General features: G+C 43.6%; 18 protein-coding genes and 1 tRNA gene. 9 read left to right on the top strand and 10 right to left on the bottom strand.

All coding sequences use genetic code 11. The features are described 5' to 3' along the window. Positions 1-140: 140 nt before the first annotated feature. Complete coding sequence (locus PBV53_RS05885) at positions 141-554, bottom strand: heat-shock protein (protein WP_270096232.1); 414 nt, start codon at positions 552-554, stop codon at positions 141-143. Positions 555-686: 132 nt separating this feature from the next. On the opposite strand from PBV53_RS05885, the gene PBV53_RS05880 reads away from it, so the two are divergent. The 6 genes from PBV53_RS05880 (at position 687) to PBV53_RS05855 (ending at position 3,892) form a co-directional block, all read left to right on the top strand. Then, positions 687-1,610, top strand: a complete 924-nt coding sequence (locus tag PBV53_RS05880) for an ATP-grasp domain-containing protein (RefSeq protein WP_270096231.1) — start codon at positions 687-689, stop codon at positions 1,608-1,610. Beyond that, positions 1,607-2,584: a hydantoinase/oxoprolinase family protein gene (locus tag PBV53_RS05875; RefSeq protein WP_270096230.1), complete on the top strand. Its 978-nt coding sequence runs from the start codon at positions 1,607-1,609 to the stop codon at positions 2,582-2,584. Before PBV53_RS05880 ends, PBV53_RS05875 begins: the two co-directional genes overlap by 4 nt. Before the next feature lie 15 nt (positions 2,585-2,599). Then, positions 2,600-3,232, top strand: a complete 633-nt coding sequence (locus PBV53_RS05870; protein WP_270096229.1) for an amino acid kinase family protein — start codon at positions 2,600-2,602, stop codon at positions 3,230-3,232. Between the two features lie 104 nt (positions 3,233-3,336). Further along, positions 3,337-3,501, top strand: a complete 165-nt coding sequence (locus PBV53_RS05865) for an HVO_2753 family zinc finger protein (protein ID WP_011499381.1) — start codon at positions 3,337-3,339, stop codon at positions 3,499-3,501. A 9-nt stretch (positions 3,502-3,510) separates the two neighbouring features. After that, a complete protein-coding gene (locus PBV53_RS05860; RefSeq protein ID WP_270096228.1) occupies positions 3,511-3,780 on the top strand; it encodes an elongation factor 1-beta in 270 nt (89 codons plus the stop codon). A gap of 41 nt (positions 3,781-3,821) precedes the next feature. Next, positions 3,822-3,892: transfer RNA gene (locus PBV53_RS05855), tRNA-Ala, on the top strand. 56 nt (positions 3,893-3,948) lie between these two features. Here PBV53_RS05855 and thiI read toward each other — a convergent pair. Further along, entirely contained in the window at positions 3,949-5,127 is a 1,179-nt protein-coding gene (thiI, locus tag PBV53_RS05850; RefSeq protein ID WP_270096227.1) for a tRNA uracil 4-sulfurtransferase ThiI, read from the bottom strand. A gap of 332 nt (positions 5,128-5,459) precedes the next feature. Between thiI and PBV53_RS05845 the strand changes: the two genes are divergently transcribed. After that, complete coding sequence (locus PBV53_RS05845; protein WP_270096226.1) at positions 5,460-5,597, top strand: hypothetical protein; 138 nt, start codon at positions 5,460-5,462, stop codon at positions 5,595-5,597. A gap of 9 nt (positions 5,598-5,606) precedes the next feature. Further along, on the top strand, positions 5,607-5,774 hold the full coding sequence (locus tag PBV53_RS05840; RefSeq protein ID WP_270096225.1) for a hypothetical protein: 168 nt from the start codon (positions 5,607-5,609) through the stop codon (positions 5,772-5,774). Here PBV53_RS05840 and PBV53_RS05835 read toward each other — a convergent pair. Then, entirely contained in the window at positions 5,759-6,235 is a 477-nt protein-coding gene (locus PBV53_RS05835) for a toprim domain-containing protein (protein WP_270096224.1), read from the bottom strand. The genes PBV53_RS05840 and PBV53_RS05835 overlap by 16 nt on opposite strands. 143 nt (positions 6,236-6,378) lie before the next feature. On the opposite strand from PBV53_RS05835, the gene PBV53_RS05830 reads away from it, so the two are divergent. Further along, positions 6,379-6,585: a hypothetical protein gene (locus PBV53_RS05830; RefSeq protein ID WP_270096223.1), complete on the top strand. Its 207-nt coding sequence runs from the start codon at positions 6,379-6,381 to the stop codon at positions 6,583-6,585. Between the two features lie 63 nt (positions 6,586-6,648). Here PBV53_RS05830 and PBV53_RS05825 read toward each other — a convergent pair whose 3' ends face one another. The 7 genes from PBV53_RS05825 to PBV53_RS05795 all read right to left on the bottom strand — a co-directional run bounded on the left by PBV53_RS05825 (position 6,649) and on the right by PBV53_RS05795 (position 15,069). Further along, positions 6,649-6,939 (bottom strand): acylphosphatase, encoded by a 291-nt coding sequence (locus PBV53_RS05825; protein ID WP_270096222.1) that lies wholly within the window; start codon positions 6,937-6,939, stop codon positions 6,649-6,651. A 22-nt stretch (positions 6,940-6,961) separates the two neighbouring features. After that, on the bottom strand, positions 6,962-8,869 hold the full coding sequence (locus tag PBV53_RS05820; RefSeq protein ID WP_270096221.1) for a threonine--tRNA ligase: 1,908 nt from the start codon (positions 8,867-8,869) through the stop codon (positions 6,962-6,964). A 300-nt stretch (positions 8,870-9,169) separates the two neighbouring features. Then, positions 9,170-9,490: a DUF6951 family protein gene (locus PBV53_RS05815; RefSeq protein ID WP_270096220.1), complete on the bottom strand. Its 321-nt coding sequence runs from the start codon at positions 9,488-9,490 to the stop codon at positions 9,170-9,172. Between the two features lie 108 nt (positions 9,491-9,598). Continuing rightward, a complete protein-coding gene (locus PBV53_RS05810) occupies positions 9,599-10,663 on the bottom strand; it encodes an AI-2E family transporter (protein ID WP_270096219.1) in 1,065 nt (354 codons plus the stop codon). An 88-nt stretch (positions 10,664-10,751) separates the two neighbouring features. After that, positions 10,752-12,755 (bottom strand): phosphoadenosine phosphosulfate reductase domain-containing protein, encoded by a 2,004-nt coding sequence (locus PBV53_RS05805; protein WP_270096218.1) that lies wholly within the window; start codon positions 12,753-12,755, stop codon positions 10,752-10,754. 110 nt (positions 12,756-12,865) lie between these two features. Further along, entirely contained in the window at positions 12,866-14,227 is a 1,362-nt protein-coding gene (gene gltA, locus PBV53_RS05800) for an NADPH-dependent glutamate synthase (protein WP_270096217.1), read from the bottom strand. Then, a complete protein-coding gene (locus PBV53_RS05795; protein WP_270096216.1) occupies positions 14,218-15,069 on the bottom strand; it encodes a sulfide/dihydroorotate dehydrogenase-like FAD/NAD-binding protein in 852 nt (283 codons plus the stop codon). The genes gltA and PBV53_RS05795 overlap by 10 nt, the downstream gene beginning before the upstream one ends. Positions 15,070-15,137: the final 68 nt, after the last annotated feature.

The following is a 15,137-nucleotide window of genomic DNA, read 5'->3' as shown; positions in this document are numbered from 1 at the left end:
CCGCCATAATTTGTGAGCGGTATAATAATAACAGCTGGTTGTTTGATGTTCTATAAATATGTATCGGTTAGAAAAAAATACGTAATAATAAATAGCATAGACAAAAAAATAATCACAAAGCCAGTCCCGATCCGATAGGATCAGGCATAATCGGTTTGCATCTTATAAGATAATAATTTGACAAGCAACATACTGGCGATCATACACAACGCAAGTGCGGAGACCATCTTATCCCAACCCAGTGCCTCAAGCCCACCAGTTCGCACAAGCTCAACGCCTCCAAAGAATGAGAAAATGGAGAGCGTAGCTGCAAATGAGACCACACACCCGCCAATAAGTGCACCGACCTGATCGGCACCCCTCATTTCAAAGAAGACAGAACCTACAATGAACAATACAGCAAAGATCAGTAATATCATTGAAGATGGCATCGGACTTTTACCGGTCGCGAAAATGTTCATTACACCCAAGGCCATGCCTATCATGAATAAAGACAATGTGCCTGAAACTGCCAGTGCCTGTACAAAAGGATTATCTGAAATATCGATATCCATCCCTTATCATCCCTCGTTCTGTAATTGTATTGCTTCTATATATATTAATTGTTAAGAATATAGCATTAAAAGAATTGAATATAGGATAAAGTCACAGTAACTAACAAATAAGATGATATAATCTCAGCTTATATGAAAATACTTCTTTCTGAATACGCTGTCAGCACAGGGATGAGCGGCACCTACCTCCTAGAAGGAAAAGCAATGCTATCCACCCTGGCATCCAGCTTTTCGCGTCTCGGGCACGAAGTGATATACACAACCTCCGATGTGACCATCGAGCATGGGAAACCTGTCAGATCATCCGAAGAAGATATCGAAGCAACGATAAGCAAATGTGCCAAAGAATGTGATGCGGGACTCGTCATAGCCCCCGAAGAGATCCTTCCGGGACTTACAGCAATAATCGAGGATAATACACTGAACCTTGGTTGTTCCCCGGATGCAGTATCCATCTGTTCGGATAAACTTGAATGTACCAGAATGCTCGAAAATGCAGGGCTTGCAGTACCCAGAACATATGCACCCGGACAAAAGATGCCACCGGAAGGATGCTGGGTAACAAAACCCAGATATGGTTGTGCATCTGAAGATACTTTTGTTTGCCACCGACCAGATATTAAAAGCAGCCATATTGCAACCGAATATATCAAAGGCGAACATCTAAGTGTTAGCCTGATCTGCGGAAAAGAACAGCTCCCCCTCACAGTGAACGCACAGAGGATGGAGATAGACCCCACAAAGGATGCTTCCAGGATAGAATATTGCGGTTGTACAACCCCATACAGGACAGATAGAGAACAAGAGCTCTATGATGTAGCAAAGAAAGCTACAAGAGCATTAGGGTGCAATGGTTACGTAGGCGTGGACATCATACTTGGGGACAGACCGTACATAGTAGATGTCAATCCAAGACCTACAACATCCCTTGTGGGCATTACAAAGATAATGGACAAGGAGATAGCAGAACTTCTCCTCAAGAACGGGATGGGAGAAACACTACCAAAAATAAAAATAACCGGAGAATATTCATTCACCAAAGAGGAACTGAGATGAAATATATAGGAATAGACATCGGCGGAGCAAACACCAAAGTTGCATCAAGTGATAGTGAGATTACAGAATTGCTCTACATTCCGCTCTGGAAAGACACGACCCTTCCATCCGCACTTAAGGAACTGGCAAATAGGCTTCGACCCGACGGATTGGCAGTTGTTATGACAGGAGAGCTGGCAGACTGTTTTGTCGACAAGGAAGAAGGTATCAAGTTCATAATGGATGCAGTGAACAACGCCTTCGAATGTGAAGTGAGATACGTCAACAACACAGGTAATTTCCAGGAAAGGACACAAAGCAGCAGAGAACTTGCCGCTGCAAACTGGGCTGCATCTGCCCGCCTGATAGGAGAAGAGGTAGGAGATTGCATTTTTGTGGACGTAGGCAGCACCACCAGTGATGTGATACCCATCAAGAACGGAAAACATGTTGCAGGACACACTGATTTTTCAAGATTGCTTAGAGATGAACTGTTCTATGCAGGCACATTGCGCACGAACCTTGCGGCATTACTTGAAACCGTGGACCTTGATGTTGGCACATGCAGAGTATCATCTGAGTTCTTTGCAAATACCGCAGATGCATATATGCTGCTTGGAGATATCGATAAAGAACTCTATACATGCGAGACCGCAGACGGTGCAGGCAAGAACATGATCGACTGCATGAGAAGACTTGCGCGCGTGGTCTGTGCAGACCTTACCGAAATAGCAGAAGATGACATATACAGGCTGGCAAAGAACGTAAAGGAAAGACAGATAGAACTGCTATGCAATTCAATATCCACAGTTGCCAAAAAGAATGACCTTGATATGATAGTATCGGCAGGTTTGGGAGAGTTCATGATAGAAGAGGCTGCAAACAGGCTCGGTATTGACTGCTTCTCAACTGCGGACAAGTGGGGCAAGGACATATCAAAGGTATTTCCCGCATATGCTGCGGCCAGATCTATGGATAAGGAAAAGAACGAATGAGAAGGGAAATTGCTCATGAAGGTCGTCCTTAAACTTGGAGGAAGTCTGATAGACAGATCAGCAGACCTCATAGAGGCCATATCTGACCACTTTGCCGGAACCGAAAAGGGTATGCAAGTGATCATCGTGCCTGGCGGCGGCATCTTTGCCGATAATATACGTAGGATATCCGAAGAGTATTCACTCACGGAAAACGCATCCCACTGGATGGCCATAGCAGCAATGGAACAATATGCACATCTCCTCGAAGATATTACAGGGATACCAACCATAGAGGATACCAGCAATGTCAACGAAAATGTATCAATTCTGCTCCCATACAGACTTTTAAAGGATACGGATGAATTACCCCATTCATGGGATGTTACCTCTGACACCATTGCCGCATGGGTAGCGCAAAGGATGAATGCAAGATTTGTCAAAGCCACCGATGTTGATGGCATTTTCAATGATGGGAAAATGATAGAGGAGATGACCCTAAGAGAACTTGAGAGAATGGGAGAAACATGCGCCGACCGGATGTTGTCCAAAATGCTGATAAAGCACGGTATGGACTGCATGATCGTGAATGGAGATTATCCGGAGAGGGTGGTTGCAGCTATTGACGGAAAAAAAGTTATAGGAACTTACATCAAGGGGAATATTTAAATTATATACCGCGTATGTACAGAAACCGTTAATAGCTTATAGCGATACAAAATGTTTCGTTCCAGCATCATACAATTTACTGAATTAAAAAGGAGATTTATAATATGGCAAAAGTTGAACAATGCACATCATGCGGAATTCACCTTGTTGAGAAAGGGTTCACAAGACTCCCTTGCCCAACATGCGAAACCGAACTTGGAAGATGTACCAAGTGCAGACAACAGAGCAACCCTTACACATGCCCAAAATGCGGATTTGTAGGACCCTGAGGAATCATAATGGGTGAAGTAGCAGCAACAATGAAGATCATGCCAGAGGGTGTAGATACCGACCTGGATGACCTTAAGATCAGGCTTGAAGCAGCACTACCAGAAGGCGCATCTATCTTTGGCTCAGAGATAGAACCTGTCGCATTTGGTTTGAAAGCACTTAAACTAGTAGTCCTCGTTGGCGACCTCGAAGGCGGCACAGAGCCTGTAGAAGAAGCTTTTGCAGCAGTTTCTGGTGTAGAGAGCGTACAGGTCACCGAATTGGGAAGACCTGTTTAATTTTTAATTTTTTTTATTTCTCTTTTTATTATTTATCTATAGGGCTCGTAGATCAGAGGGAGATCGTTACGTTCGCAACGTAAGGCCGCGGGTTCAGATCCCGTCGTGTCCATTAGAGAGATCATTGAAATAAAGCAATAAGAGGAATAAAAAAGAGTAATAAGAGGATCATTCATCCCCCATATGAATCACTTTTGCATTAGAGACCGATTCATTAACAAGAGCATCAATGTCCACTTTTTCTTCTTCTTTGACAATGGAACCAAATGTTGCTTTCACCTCTGGGTGAACAGGAACGGCACCACAGCCTGAAGTTGGCATTATCGAAATATCATAGGAACCAATGCGTCTGGCAATATCGATTATTTCGGTTTTGTCAAGCCCTATGAGAGGATGATAAAGCGGGATTCCCAGACCATATACCTCAGCGTGCATATTGGCAGCTGTCTGTGAGGCCACCTGGCCGATGGATGAACCTGTGATAATACCATCAGCATTCTCTTTTTTCATGATCTCATATGCCATGCGATACATGGTACGTTTACAGAGAAGACAGGTATTCTTCACAATACACTTCTTCATGAACTCGTCAAGGTTCTTACCATGAGGGACCTCATACATCTTCATATGATCAGCAGGAGACCATTTTTGAAGCAGTTCAGTAGCCTTGATCGCACGTTCAAGTGCCCTTTCATCAGAAAAAGGTATATTGTTCGCATACACCGGTATAACCTTCACACCACGCTTCATCATAAGCCATGCTGCAACCGGAGAATCGATGCCCCCTGACATTAAAACGATCATAGTACCCTGACTGCCAAGTGGAAGACCACCCACACCTTTGACGATATCTGTAAAAACATAGGCCTTGTTCTGCCTCATTTCAACAGAGATAGCACGATCAGGATCTGAAAGGTCCACCTTAGGAGTTCTTCCAATAGATTCAAGCCTGGTCCAGACCGCATCCCCGCATAATCTGCCAATATCTGTGGAAGAAGGACCTTCTTTTCCCACACGACGTGCACGAATTCCGAAGGACTCGCCTTCATTTATAATATCGGCACCAATATCAGCACAAAGCTTTGCAGCTTCATCAACATCAGCCTCTATAATTTTAGCAGCCGATGTGGAAACAACACCAAAGACATCCGCGGCTGCTATTGCAGCTTCCGGGTCATCGGAAGTAATGAAGATACGACCCCATTCACGATGAACTCTGGAAAACGATACGTTTTTCTGCCTCAACATAGCTTCAAGGTTCTTTACAAGAATCCTTTCATAGAGATTCCTGACACCCGGACTCTTGAGTGCTAGTTCTCCATACCTTACAATAACCACATCGAACATGGAGCATAGTAATCATACATCGGTTTTAAGCTATTTGGTAGAGGCAAATGATAGCAATTTTCAGAACAAAAAGCGCTTTGCCCGAAAAATCAATTTGACCGAAAAATCGTGATTTTGACTGATAAAATAGGTATTTTTCGGACAAATCGAACAAAAAGGAAAATTATATATATAGATGAATTCCCTATGTAGGGTTATCCATAAGGACGAAGAATATATTGGAATACAATTAGAAGAAAAGAGTGGGTTTGGGGAGTGGGATTTCCAATACACTTTTTTACGCCATATAAATGCAATATTACTTACATATCATTAATCTGTGGGGGAATATAATGAACAAATTAGACGAATGTCCAAAGTGCAACTCAGAGCTTGATCTAGAAAATGACAGCTTGCAGGTATGCAAAGTATGTAAATACTGGACAAAAGCAGGAACTGCAAGACTTGATTCGATAACAATAATGGAATAAGGCGATCTTATGACAGGTTCACTAAAATGCCATCGTTGCGAGATAGGTCTTAAGCGTATGAAGATAGGAGGCAATCTCATGTACTACTGCAGAAAATGTGGCAGTACAACATCAGTAGATACTGGTTATAAAAGTGCCACAAGATCGAATACACACCGTGATCAGATATCGATCTGATCACCAGTAACTATTTTTCTTAATTTTATAACATAAGTGTAAAGGCTTTCAACATCCTTGATCTCTTTTTTGACCAAAGAACTTAGCTTATCACGTAGCTGCATATCAACATCAGCACCGAGATATACCAGGTCCTCAGAAAGTTTCGCGGCAAGGATGTTGCCCCTCCGGTCCCAATCAGTAAGAACGATGACTCGTTTCTTCTCACTTGCAACCCTTTCAGAGATCTCTGTAAGAGGGGACTGAGTAACAAGTTCAATAGAACCATTTATCCCAAGTTTTTTCAACGAAATAATGTCACGTTTCCCTTCAGCCAGAATAATATCCCCATTATTGGAAGATTCTATCAGCTCAGCAAGTATGAGCTCGATCGACTTGAGCCTCCACTGATAGTCAGAAAAGGGAGCTTTCAAATGATCCTTAATTGCAGAGGATCCACTGCCAGGATGATATTTTGACATTAATATAGAATATCACATACAGACCTAAATAATCATCCCAAACTGGCATTATTTATTTCATCTCGAACGATAGTATTATATAGAGATATTTATGAAACTTGTAAAGGATGGAATAATTAATAGTGACATCAGGAGTGGTAGAAATGAGTTGTATATTTTGTGGGAAAACATGCCTTGAAGCAGGTGTTGAAGGGGACTATGGCAAAGACATGCCCGAAGGCAGAATAATAGGTCGCAGCCATGTTTGCATGGATTGTATCATAGAACTAAAAGAGGTTCTGGGATTAGAGGATATCGAAAAAAAGGTTGCTGAAGCTGAATATGAGATGTTCGAAGAGAGCGAAGACTAAATTATGACTATATCCTTTTGAAAAAAGAGATATTCCAGATAATAGTGACCACAGGTCAACCGATCATCTTTTGATAAGAAAGTCTGTGAAAGTATCGGAGAGAGCTACCCAGCTAACTTCAATACTTTCAACATTTGATAGCTCAGGACCAATATGTAAATGATCCAACAGTTCTGAAATGTCGGACCTTTTCCCCTGAGCAACCACTTTGACACGACCGTCCGGGAGATTTTGGGCATACCCCACCAGACCCAAACTGGTAGCGGTCTTCTGGGTAAACCCCCTGAAATATACTCCCTGGACCCTGCCAGAGACATATATCTCTGCACAGGACACGTCCTCTGTCGTATTCATAGATCCAACACCAGATAGACCATTAAATGAACTTTGGCCTCATGGAAAGCAGTTTAGCAAGAGGTAGACTGCGATATGGCATATCACCGATCTCATTGAATACGCGTTCACTCAACTCTTCAGCAGTCATTTCCACTTTCATCGGCTTCTTTGGCTCAGATTCTGCACGAATTGTCACAGTAACCTTACCGCTCTCGACCTCACTATCACCGATCACTGCCACATAAGGTATCCACTCACGGCCTGCATCACGTATCTTCTTACCAACGGTCTCTTCCCGGTCATCAATATCCGCACGACACAAGAGAGAATCAGCAACCTCTTGAGCGAAATCCATATGCCGTTCAGCAATTGGAATAACACGCACCTGAGTAGGTGAAAGCCAGACAGGAAGATTTGGAACCTTGCCATCCTCTGCATCCATTGCTGCCTTTTCAAGAAGGGCATAGATACACCTTTCTATGGCACCGCTTGGTGAACAATGCAATACAGTAGGATGGTTCATCTTGCCATTAGCATCAACGTAATTGATATCATAACGCTCTGCATTCTCCACGTCTATCTGCACAGTGGAAAGTGCACTCGCTTTTGCTGTCGCATCAACGAAATTGAACTCGAACTTGAGTACGAAATAGAAGAATCGAGTATCCCACATCTCCACAAGGACAGGCTTATCGACCTTCTTTGCAAGCTCGGTTATGAACTCCCTGTTATCATCATAGAACTCACGGGTAAAGCGAATAGCAACCTCAAAGTCACTAACATCGATACCGATCTTACGAAGGATGTCAATACACATGCTGTACTGTTCGCTGAACTGAGAGATAGCAGCTTCCATGTCAGGACAGAGAGTATGCATATCAGGCATTGTGAACGCACGGAGTCTGCGAAGACCCACAAGCTCACCACGCTGTTCCTTCCTGAAGCTGTACCGCGTCATCTCGATCATCTTAAGAGGGAGACTCTTGTAAGAGATCGTCATGTCATGGTTCATGAGGAACTGCCCGAAACATGCAGCAAATCTCAGGAACATACTACGTTTGTCAGACTCGATGGAGTACTGACGTGCCGGGAACCTGTCAAGGTACTTTTTCAAGGTCGGGTGATTCATATCATACATCAATGGGGTCTCAACTTCCATTGCCCCGATCTTTGAAGACTCCTCAAGAACGAAGTTCTCGATAAGTGATTTAATTAGCCTGCCTTTTGGATAATAGCGCATGTTACCGGAATCAGACCCGGGTTCATAATCCGCGATCTCGAGACGGCGCATGAGCTCAACGTGAGGAGGAGCTTTCTCGATGTTCCTATTCTTGGATATCTCATAGTTCACGAACTTCTGAAGATTATCGTGCCCTGTAAGATCAAAGGTTTCCGCATCGTGGAGCTCACCATCTGGTGTAAGGATACGCCAGTAGGACTTTGCAGAATCCTCTGCTTTAAGAGCTTCAGAAACAACCTCTTTCTTTTCAGCATCTATAGAGACGACCTTTCCGCAAGGTACAGCACCTTCCGGCCTGATAGTACGTGAAAGTTCAGAAAGCGGATGTCCTTTACAACTGATACTGAATGCCTTGTACCAGCCAAATGGAGCCCTCATGACATTGTACTTGCCCTCAAGTGCCTTTTCAATACTTTTCAGGACAGAAACAGCTACTTTCGGAGATGAAAGGTCGGAGCTTAAATGTGCATAAGGATAAAGCATTATGTTCTCTGCCTTGACCTGGCCTGCAACATTCTCGATCTCAGAGACTGCACGATCTATTATCTCCTGAGGGTTTGCCTCATCGAAGCTCTCAACGGCCATGAATGCCGTAAGTGCGTCCTCAAGACGACCCTGTTTAAAGGACTCTTCAATATCTTCCGCTACAGGAGTGCTCTTTTTTACTTCGTATTCGATATAATCGGAATGGATGAGTAATAATTGCATGATTTCACCGCTTGATGGTCCTGTGAACAGAACAACCTCTACAATGTTGAAGATTAATCAATATCTGAGTATCTCCGGTAAAGATCGTAAACACAGGATGATTACTTGATGTCTTGCGACATGTTATACATACATTCTTTAAATATCCTTTGTGATGAGAACGTAATGGAATTTAGAAGAAAAGGACTATTCGCCAATTAAAGACCATAACCCATATTTTTGCATTGGACTTAAATGAGAATAACAATGAAAGAATCCCTATTTTAGCAAGTCCTGAACAACAAGGAAAAAAGAAAATATTCAAGCATCTTTAAACTCTATGCTCAAACCCCCAGCCTTTTTGACAAGGGACCTAGCAAGAAATCCAGCCTCTATCTTGCAAACATTCAGAATAGCACACGGAACAAGGCAATTTGATGAACAGTTCTCTTTCTGAGCCCTAACAAGAACATAATTATCCTTAATGTCGAAGGTCTCCATAATAGGAACTTCCATGTGAGCCATCCTTTGTATCTTCTCACAAGGAGAATCGATATCGATCACAATATTCCCACCATCCAGGATACCACGTATATTATGTACGAAACCACATACTCCAGAATTTACTATAACCTCTGTCATAAAAACCAGCTTTTATTGTTAAAAATAAATATGATCCATTATATTAAGAGATAATCTCACTATCAGCAATAAACTGAAAGGGATATGAAAAATTCAATTGTAAATATTTTATTCATCTGACGAAGCCTCAGGCGGAACATACTCCAGATCTTCAACATAAACGCGGTAAGCCGAAACCAAAGTACCAAGAAGTATGGGTGCTGCAAAGAAACCTGCGATACCGCCAACAAATGCACCGCCGAGGAAGGCCAGCATTATCAAGAAAGGATGAATGCGTGACTTGATGCTTGCAAGATAAGGACGTAGGAAAAATTCAGGTGGAGCATAGATAATTATCGACGACACAGCAAAGAAGATCAGCGCACTTTCAAATCCCAAACTGAAATAACGTACGATCGTAAGCACTACCAGGACCATATAACCTGCAAACATTGGAATTGCCGATGCTACGAATATGAGAGTGGCCAGTGCAAGTACATGCGAAAGACCGAAAGCATAGAACACTATGATCGAAAGAGTGCTCACTGAGAGTGCTGCATAAGCATTCCCTATGAAGACACCACTAAGGATAATATCCATGTGATGGACATATCTTTTAACTAGATGCTGATTACCTTTTGGAATAATTCTAAGGACAGAACGATAAAGTCCATCCCCATCCGCAAGAAGGAAATAACAAACTAGAACAGCAACTAACAGATTGATCATGAACATTGCTATACCGCGGGCATAGGATACGAAGACCAGGTTTCCAAGAAGAGGGAGGATGGAGAGAGAGGAATTCCATATTGTTTGCTGAATGTTCTCGTAATAAGCATCCGGAATATTGAGATTGCGAATAAAATCGAGTAGAGACTCAATGACTGCCCCCTGATTCTCAGTTATCCAGATCAACTGATTCGCGATCTCGATGACGCCCATTCCAAATATCAGCACAATAGGTATCACAATGAACATTGTAGCCACCAGAGCACCGAGATGGCGTTTCATTTTTATAAAATTGTAGATCGGGCGGGCAATATATGCGAATACGAGCCCTAACATGATACCATCAGCAATGGGTAGGAGAATGATGATGAATAGTGAAAAAAGTAGAACTAAAGCTACACTAAGGACCATCTTCCATTTGGAACTAATTTGAGGGAACAATTCGCCCGATATATCTGTGACCATTGGATACACGCTAAATATGTGTGAATAATATTAATTATTATATAATATACAGCTGCACTGTATTAAAAGTTCACTCAAAAATATATGTTCACTTCCTGCCATTCAACATGGCAGAAAGGATCTTGTCCGAATATTTCAGCACCACACATCCATCAGTGCATTTCCCACAGCGTATACACGAATCATTTATGTATACCCTGCCTTTTTCCGAACCCAGTTCAATGGCATTTACAGGACAGACCTTCAAACAGATCCCGCATTCAGTGCACTTACTTGCACGCAGAAGTTGCTTAGCGGTCGCTTCAAGGCAGGAATGCGCATCTTCTTTGGAATTCGCTGTGACCTTCAAACTGCCTGATGAAAAGAATTTCACAGTTCCGGAATCCATTTTAAGGAGGACCATTCCGAGTTCTTCAGAAACGACAGTTGAACCCAGCATGTTCAGAATCGCAGAAGCTTCGCTGACAAGTACACCTTTGACACTTGCCTCCACAGTAAAGCCACCTTCCCTGCATGGTGAAAAACCAGATGTCAACGTAATATCGAAATCGTCAATTACACTGGAGGGTTCGGTCTCAATACCAAGTTCTCTCGCAAGTTTTAGCATTTTGGGAGGAAGTTCCTTCCAGCGCCACATACCGTGCCGCACATATTCATCAGAAAGGCCTTTGGACTTTGCCCATTTCAAAAGGAAACTGTTCCATCGATCATAGATAGAAGGATGGAGGTCTTTCAGCCTTTCATACTCAGCAGAAAGTTCCGCAGGACAAAGGTAGCAGCCCACACGCTCAAAACCAACATCATAGAGTGGATTATAATCGAGCTTCCTCCAATAGATATAAAGCCAGACCTCAATGGCACGCCAATCCCGAATAGGGAAGATGTTCAACTGGTTCGGAACAAAGGGGTTCTTTTCGCTGGCAGAGATATTTGACCTGGAAAATGATTCAAATTTACGCTTCCCATCAATGGTCAGACATACACCCCCATCCTCACTGCATTGATCAATGATAGCACCCGCAGGCCCAAGTTTACAAACCTTGCAGCACCACCGAAAATCCTTTGCAGGAGGACCAAAGCTCTCAAGATTCTCCCAAAAGGCATTTTCAGCTTTTGATTCAATAAGTTCGATACCCCTTTTTTCGCAATGGGAATGAACAAATTCTACGGTTTCAGGGAATTCGATACCGGTATTAAGGAAAAATGCCCTTACATCCCTACCTTTCAGGGCACTTAGGGTAAGGTCAAGAACAACAAGGCTATCTTTTCCACCACTGAATGAAACATGCACAGGAAGTTTGCGGTGCTCCTTCTGGCTCGCAATTCCTTTGATGGTATTCATTGCATTCTTACCAATTTTTCGCAGGTGAGGAAGATTAGCAGTAATGGCATCTTCGATGGTTGCTACTCTGGAGCTTAACTTAAGGTCACTACTGGATATCTTCCGAACCTTTAACACAGGACCATCTGCAGTTGCCATATTATCACCATCTACAAGTGATATCCCGACCCCAACGAGATTACCGGACACAACTATCACAGGGTCTCCTGTATTTATGTCATTGGTAGAACTTTCGACCAATTCAGAACTGACCTTTTTTCCGTTCAGATGCATTTTGGTCTTTTTCAGAGTAACGGTCCTGCTTCCGATCAGACCATGAAGTACCTGTGCCCCTGCTTCTGATATCTCGAAGCGGTATTCCATCAGGGACATATCAAAAAGAAGAGTACCGATGTTCAGACCGTCCACTATGACCTGAGCGGTCTTATCCTCCCCGGAGATCTTATTCAACAGGACCAGCTTTTCCCCCAGAGGATCACGGCCAAATTCAGAAAGCAAAAGCTTACCTAGAAGTTCACGTTCATACGGTGAACAGAATCTTATGTCACCAGGCCCGGATAGCTTAATTTCAAAGATCTCGCCTTCGCAGACGCCACACTTCTTATCGAGAAGGGGAACATTGCAATCTTTACACCAGTATATAATAGACTGCTCGTTAGACACTGGATTCCTTGAATGCTTCTTTTTATCAACTACGCCTTTTCTCGAAGGCATCTTGTGAATTCGGGCATCACTCTTTTTCAAATGCATTGAATTCAAGAATAGAATAGGCAGGTATTAAATACTTCCATATGGTCAGAAGCAAAATATAAAAAAAATAGAGGGCAGATCAATATATCTGCCATTCATCGAACTTATTTTCAAAGATAGTTGTTGATGGTATCAGCAGCCAACTTGCCTGCACCCATTGCACTGATAACGGTTGCTGCGCCGGTCACTGCGTCACCACCGGCACAAACGCCTTCGATAGAGGACATACCTGACTCATCTACGACAATTGTACCCCATGGCGTAACCTCGAGACCTTTTGAACCATCGAAAATGATGGGGTTCGGTGAAGTGCCTATGGCCATTATAACAATATCAGCATCGACTATGTGCTCAGAGCCTTCTACGACCTCAGGCCGCCTGCGTCCTGACTCATCAGGTTCGCCAAGTTCCATCCTGACACATTCGACGCCATTGACAGACATGTTCTCGCCTTCGATGATACGCACAGGATTGGTCAATAAGCGGAATACGATACCCTCTTCCTTTGCATGCTCGATCTCCTCACGCCTTGCAGGAAGTTCCTCATCACTGCGTCTGTACACAATGCTTACCTCATCTGCACCAAGTCTCAAGGCACTGCGGGCTGCATCCATTGCCACATTTCCGCCACCTACAACAATAACGTTGCTGCCCCGCTTTATTGGTGTGTCGAAACTATTATTGTATGCTTTCATCAGGTTCACACGCGTAAGGAACTCGTTGGCAGAATAGACACCATTGAGGTTCTCACCCTCGATCCCCATGAACTTTGGCAGACCTGCGCCGGTTCCGAGGAAGACCGCATCGAATCTGTCAGTTAGCTGGTCAAGGGTCAGTATGCGACCGATAACGTAATCCATTTTGATATCAGCGCCGAGCTTTCTGATATAATCTACCTCTTCCTTTACAATGGCCTTTGGAAGCCTGAACTCAGGAATACCATAGATCAGTACACCACCTGCCTCATGCAGAGCTTCGAATATGGTAACTGAATGACCTGCTTTTGCAAGGTCGGAAGCTGCAGTCAGACCTGCAGGACCTGAACCGACTATTGCCACGGTCTTACCAGTAGACGGTGCTACAACAGGGTCCTTTACACCAACTTCACGCTCACGGTCCGCACAGATCCTTTCAAGGCGACCAATGGCAATTGGCTCGCTTTTATTTCCGAGGATACAAAGTTTTTCACACTGCTCTTCCTGAGGACATACACGGCCGCATACAGCAGGAAGAGTATTAGTGGCTTTTATGATATTGATAGCTTCCTGGAAGTCGCCTTCCTTGATCTTTGAGATAAAACCAGGAATATCAATGTTCACAGGACAGCCTTCCACACATTTAGGGACCTTACACTCAAGGCAGCGCTCTGCTTCAAGGATAGCCTGTTCTTCAGTGTATCCTAAAGCGACCTCATCAAAGTTAGTGATACGATCATCAGGAGCTTGCTGTGGCATTTCCGGTCTTATTGACATTTGCAATCATCCCCACAACCTTTCTGGGACTTTGTGATAGCATCAGCTTCTTCTTTACGATAAAAGGACAGACGGCTCATCAACAGATTGAAGTCCACATCCTTTGCGTTGAACTCAGGACCATCCACACAAGCGAATTTGACCTCACCGCCGACATTGACACGGCAGCCACCGCACATGCCGGTACCATCGACCATTATCGGATTGAGGCTAACGAGAGTCTCAACATCATATGAGGCAGTAACACCTGCAACTGCGCGCATCATGATAGGAGGACCGATAGCGACTATCCTGTCGATATGCTCCTCACCATCAAGAAGTTGCTTGACAAGGTCCGTTACAAAGCCATGATGGCCCTTTGAACCATCATCAGTGGCCACAAGGACCTCATCACTGGCAGCGATCATCTCATCTTCAAGTATGAGCATGCCCTTATTGCGTGCCCCAATGATGGAAATGACCTTATTCCCAGCTGCACGATATTCTTTTGCCTGAGGATAGATAGGAGCGATACCAACCCCGCCGCCAACAAGCACAACAGTACCGATTTTTTCGATCTCGGACTTTTTGCCAAGAGGTCCTACAAAATCAAGAAGTTCCTCGCCGGCGCTCATCTTAGCGAGCTGTTTTGTCGTTTTCCCCATTTCCTGGAAGATAATGGTGACAGACCCTTCATCTGCGTTGTAGTCTGCAATTGTAAGAGGGATCCTCTCACCAGCTTCATCGATGCGAAGAATAATGAACTGCCCTGCCTTTGCAGCCGCAGCCACATCGGAAGCCTGGATGTTCATCAGGTGCACATCCGGCACCAACTGACGTTTCTCTGTTATTTTATATGCCATGTGATCACTTTCATGCTACAGTCGGAAGTAAGTGTACTTTATAATATTATAATAATGTTTCTCGGAAA

The sequence above is a fragment of the Methanococcoides alaskense genome (assembly GCF_027594145.1).
Taxonomy (GTDB): Archaea; Halobacteriota; Methanosarcinia; order Methanosarcinales; family Methanosarcinaceae; genus Methanococcoides; species Methanococcoides alaskense.
Note: the sequence above shows the minus strand (reverse complement) of the source record. Positions and strands in the feature narration are given on the sequence as shown.

Bases quoted from the DNA above. Each gene is read 5' to 3' on its own strand.
- PBV53_RS05885 (WP_270096232.1), bottom strand. From the start codon at position 554: ATGGATATCGATATTTCAGATAATCCTTTTGTACAGGCACTGGCAGTT.
- PBV53_RS05880 (WP_270096231.1), top strand. From the start codon at position 687: ATGAAAATACTTCTTTCTGAATACGCTGTCAGCACAGGGATGAGCGGC.
- PBV53_RS05875 (WP_270096230.1), top strand. From the start codon at position 1,607: ATGAAATATATAGGAATAGACATCGGCGGAGCAAACACCAAAGTTGCA.
- PBV53_RS05870 (WP_270096229.1), top strand. From the start codon at position 2,600: ATGAAGGTCGTCCTTAAACTTGGAGGAAGTCTGATAGACAGATCAGCA.
- PBV53_RS05865 (WP_011499381.1), top strand. From the start codon at position 3,337: ATGGCAAAAGTTGAACAATGCACATCATGCGGAATTCACCTTGTTGAG.
- PBV53_RS05860 (WP_270096228.1), top strand. From the start codon at position 3,511: ATGGGTGAAGTAGCAGCAACAATGAAGATCATGCCAGAGGGTGTAGAT.
- thiI (WP_270096227.1), bottom strand. From the start codon at position 5,127: ATGTTCGATGTGGTTATTGTAAGGTATGGAGAACTAGCACTCAAGAGT.
- PBV53_RS05845 (WP_270096226.1), top strand. From the start codon at position 5,460: ATGAACAAATTAGACGAATGTCCAAAGTGCAACTCAGAGCTTGATCTA.
- PBV53_RS05840 (WP_270096225.1), top strand. From the start codon at position 5,607: ATGACAGGTTCACTAAAATGCCATCGTTGCGAGATAGGTCTTAAGCGT.
- PBV53_RS05835 (WP_270096224.1), bottom strand. From the start codon at position 6,235: ATGTCAAAATATCATCCTGGCAGTGGATCCTCTGCAATTAAGGATCAT.
- PBV53_RS05830 (WP_270096223.1), top strand. From the start codon at position 6,379: ATGAGTTGTATATTTTGTGGGAAAACATGCCTTGAAGCAGGTGTTGAA.
- PBV53_RS05825 (WP_270096222.1), bottom strand. From the start codon at position 6,939: ATGAATACGACAGAGGACGTGTCCTGTGCAGAGATATATGTCTCTGGC.
- PBV53_RS05820 (WP_270096221.1), bottom strand. From the start codon at position 8,869: ATGCAATTATTACTCATCCATTCCGATTATATCGAATACGAAGTAAAA.
- PBV53_RS05815 (WP_270096220.1), bottom strand. From the start codon at position 9,490: ATGACAGAGGTTATAGTAAATTCTGGAGTATGTGGTTTCGTACATAAT.
- PBV53_RS05810 (WP_270096219.1), bottom strand. From the start codon at position 10,663: ATGGTCACAGATATATCGGGCGAATTGTTCCCTCAAATTAGTTCCAAA.
- PBV53_RS05805 (WP_270096218.1), bottom strand. From the start codon at position 12,755: ATGCATTTGAAAAAGAGTGATGCCCGAATTCACAAGATGCCTTCGAGA.
- gltA (WP_270096217.1), bottom strand. From the start codon at position 14,227: ATGTCAATAAGACCGGAAATGCCACAGCAAGCTCCTGATGATCGTATC.
- PBV53_RS05795 (WP_270096216.1), bottom strand. From the start codon at position 15,069: ATGGCATATAAAATAACAGAGAAACGTCAGTTGGTGCCGGATGTGCAC.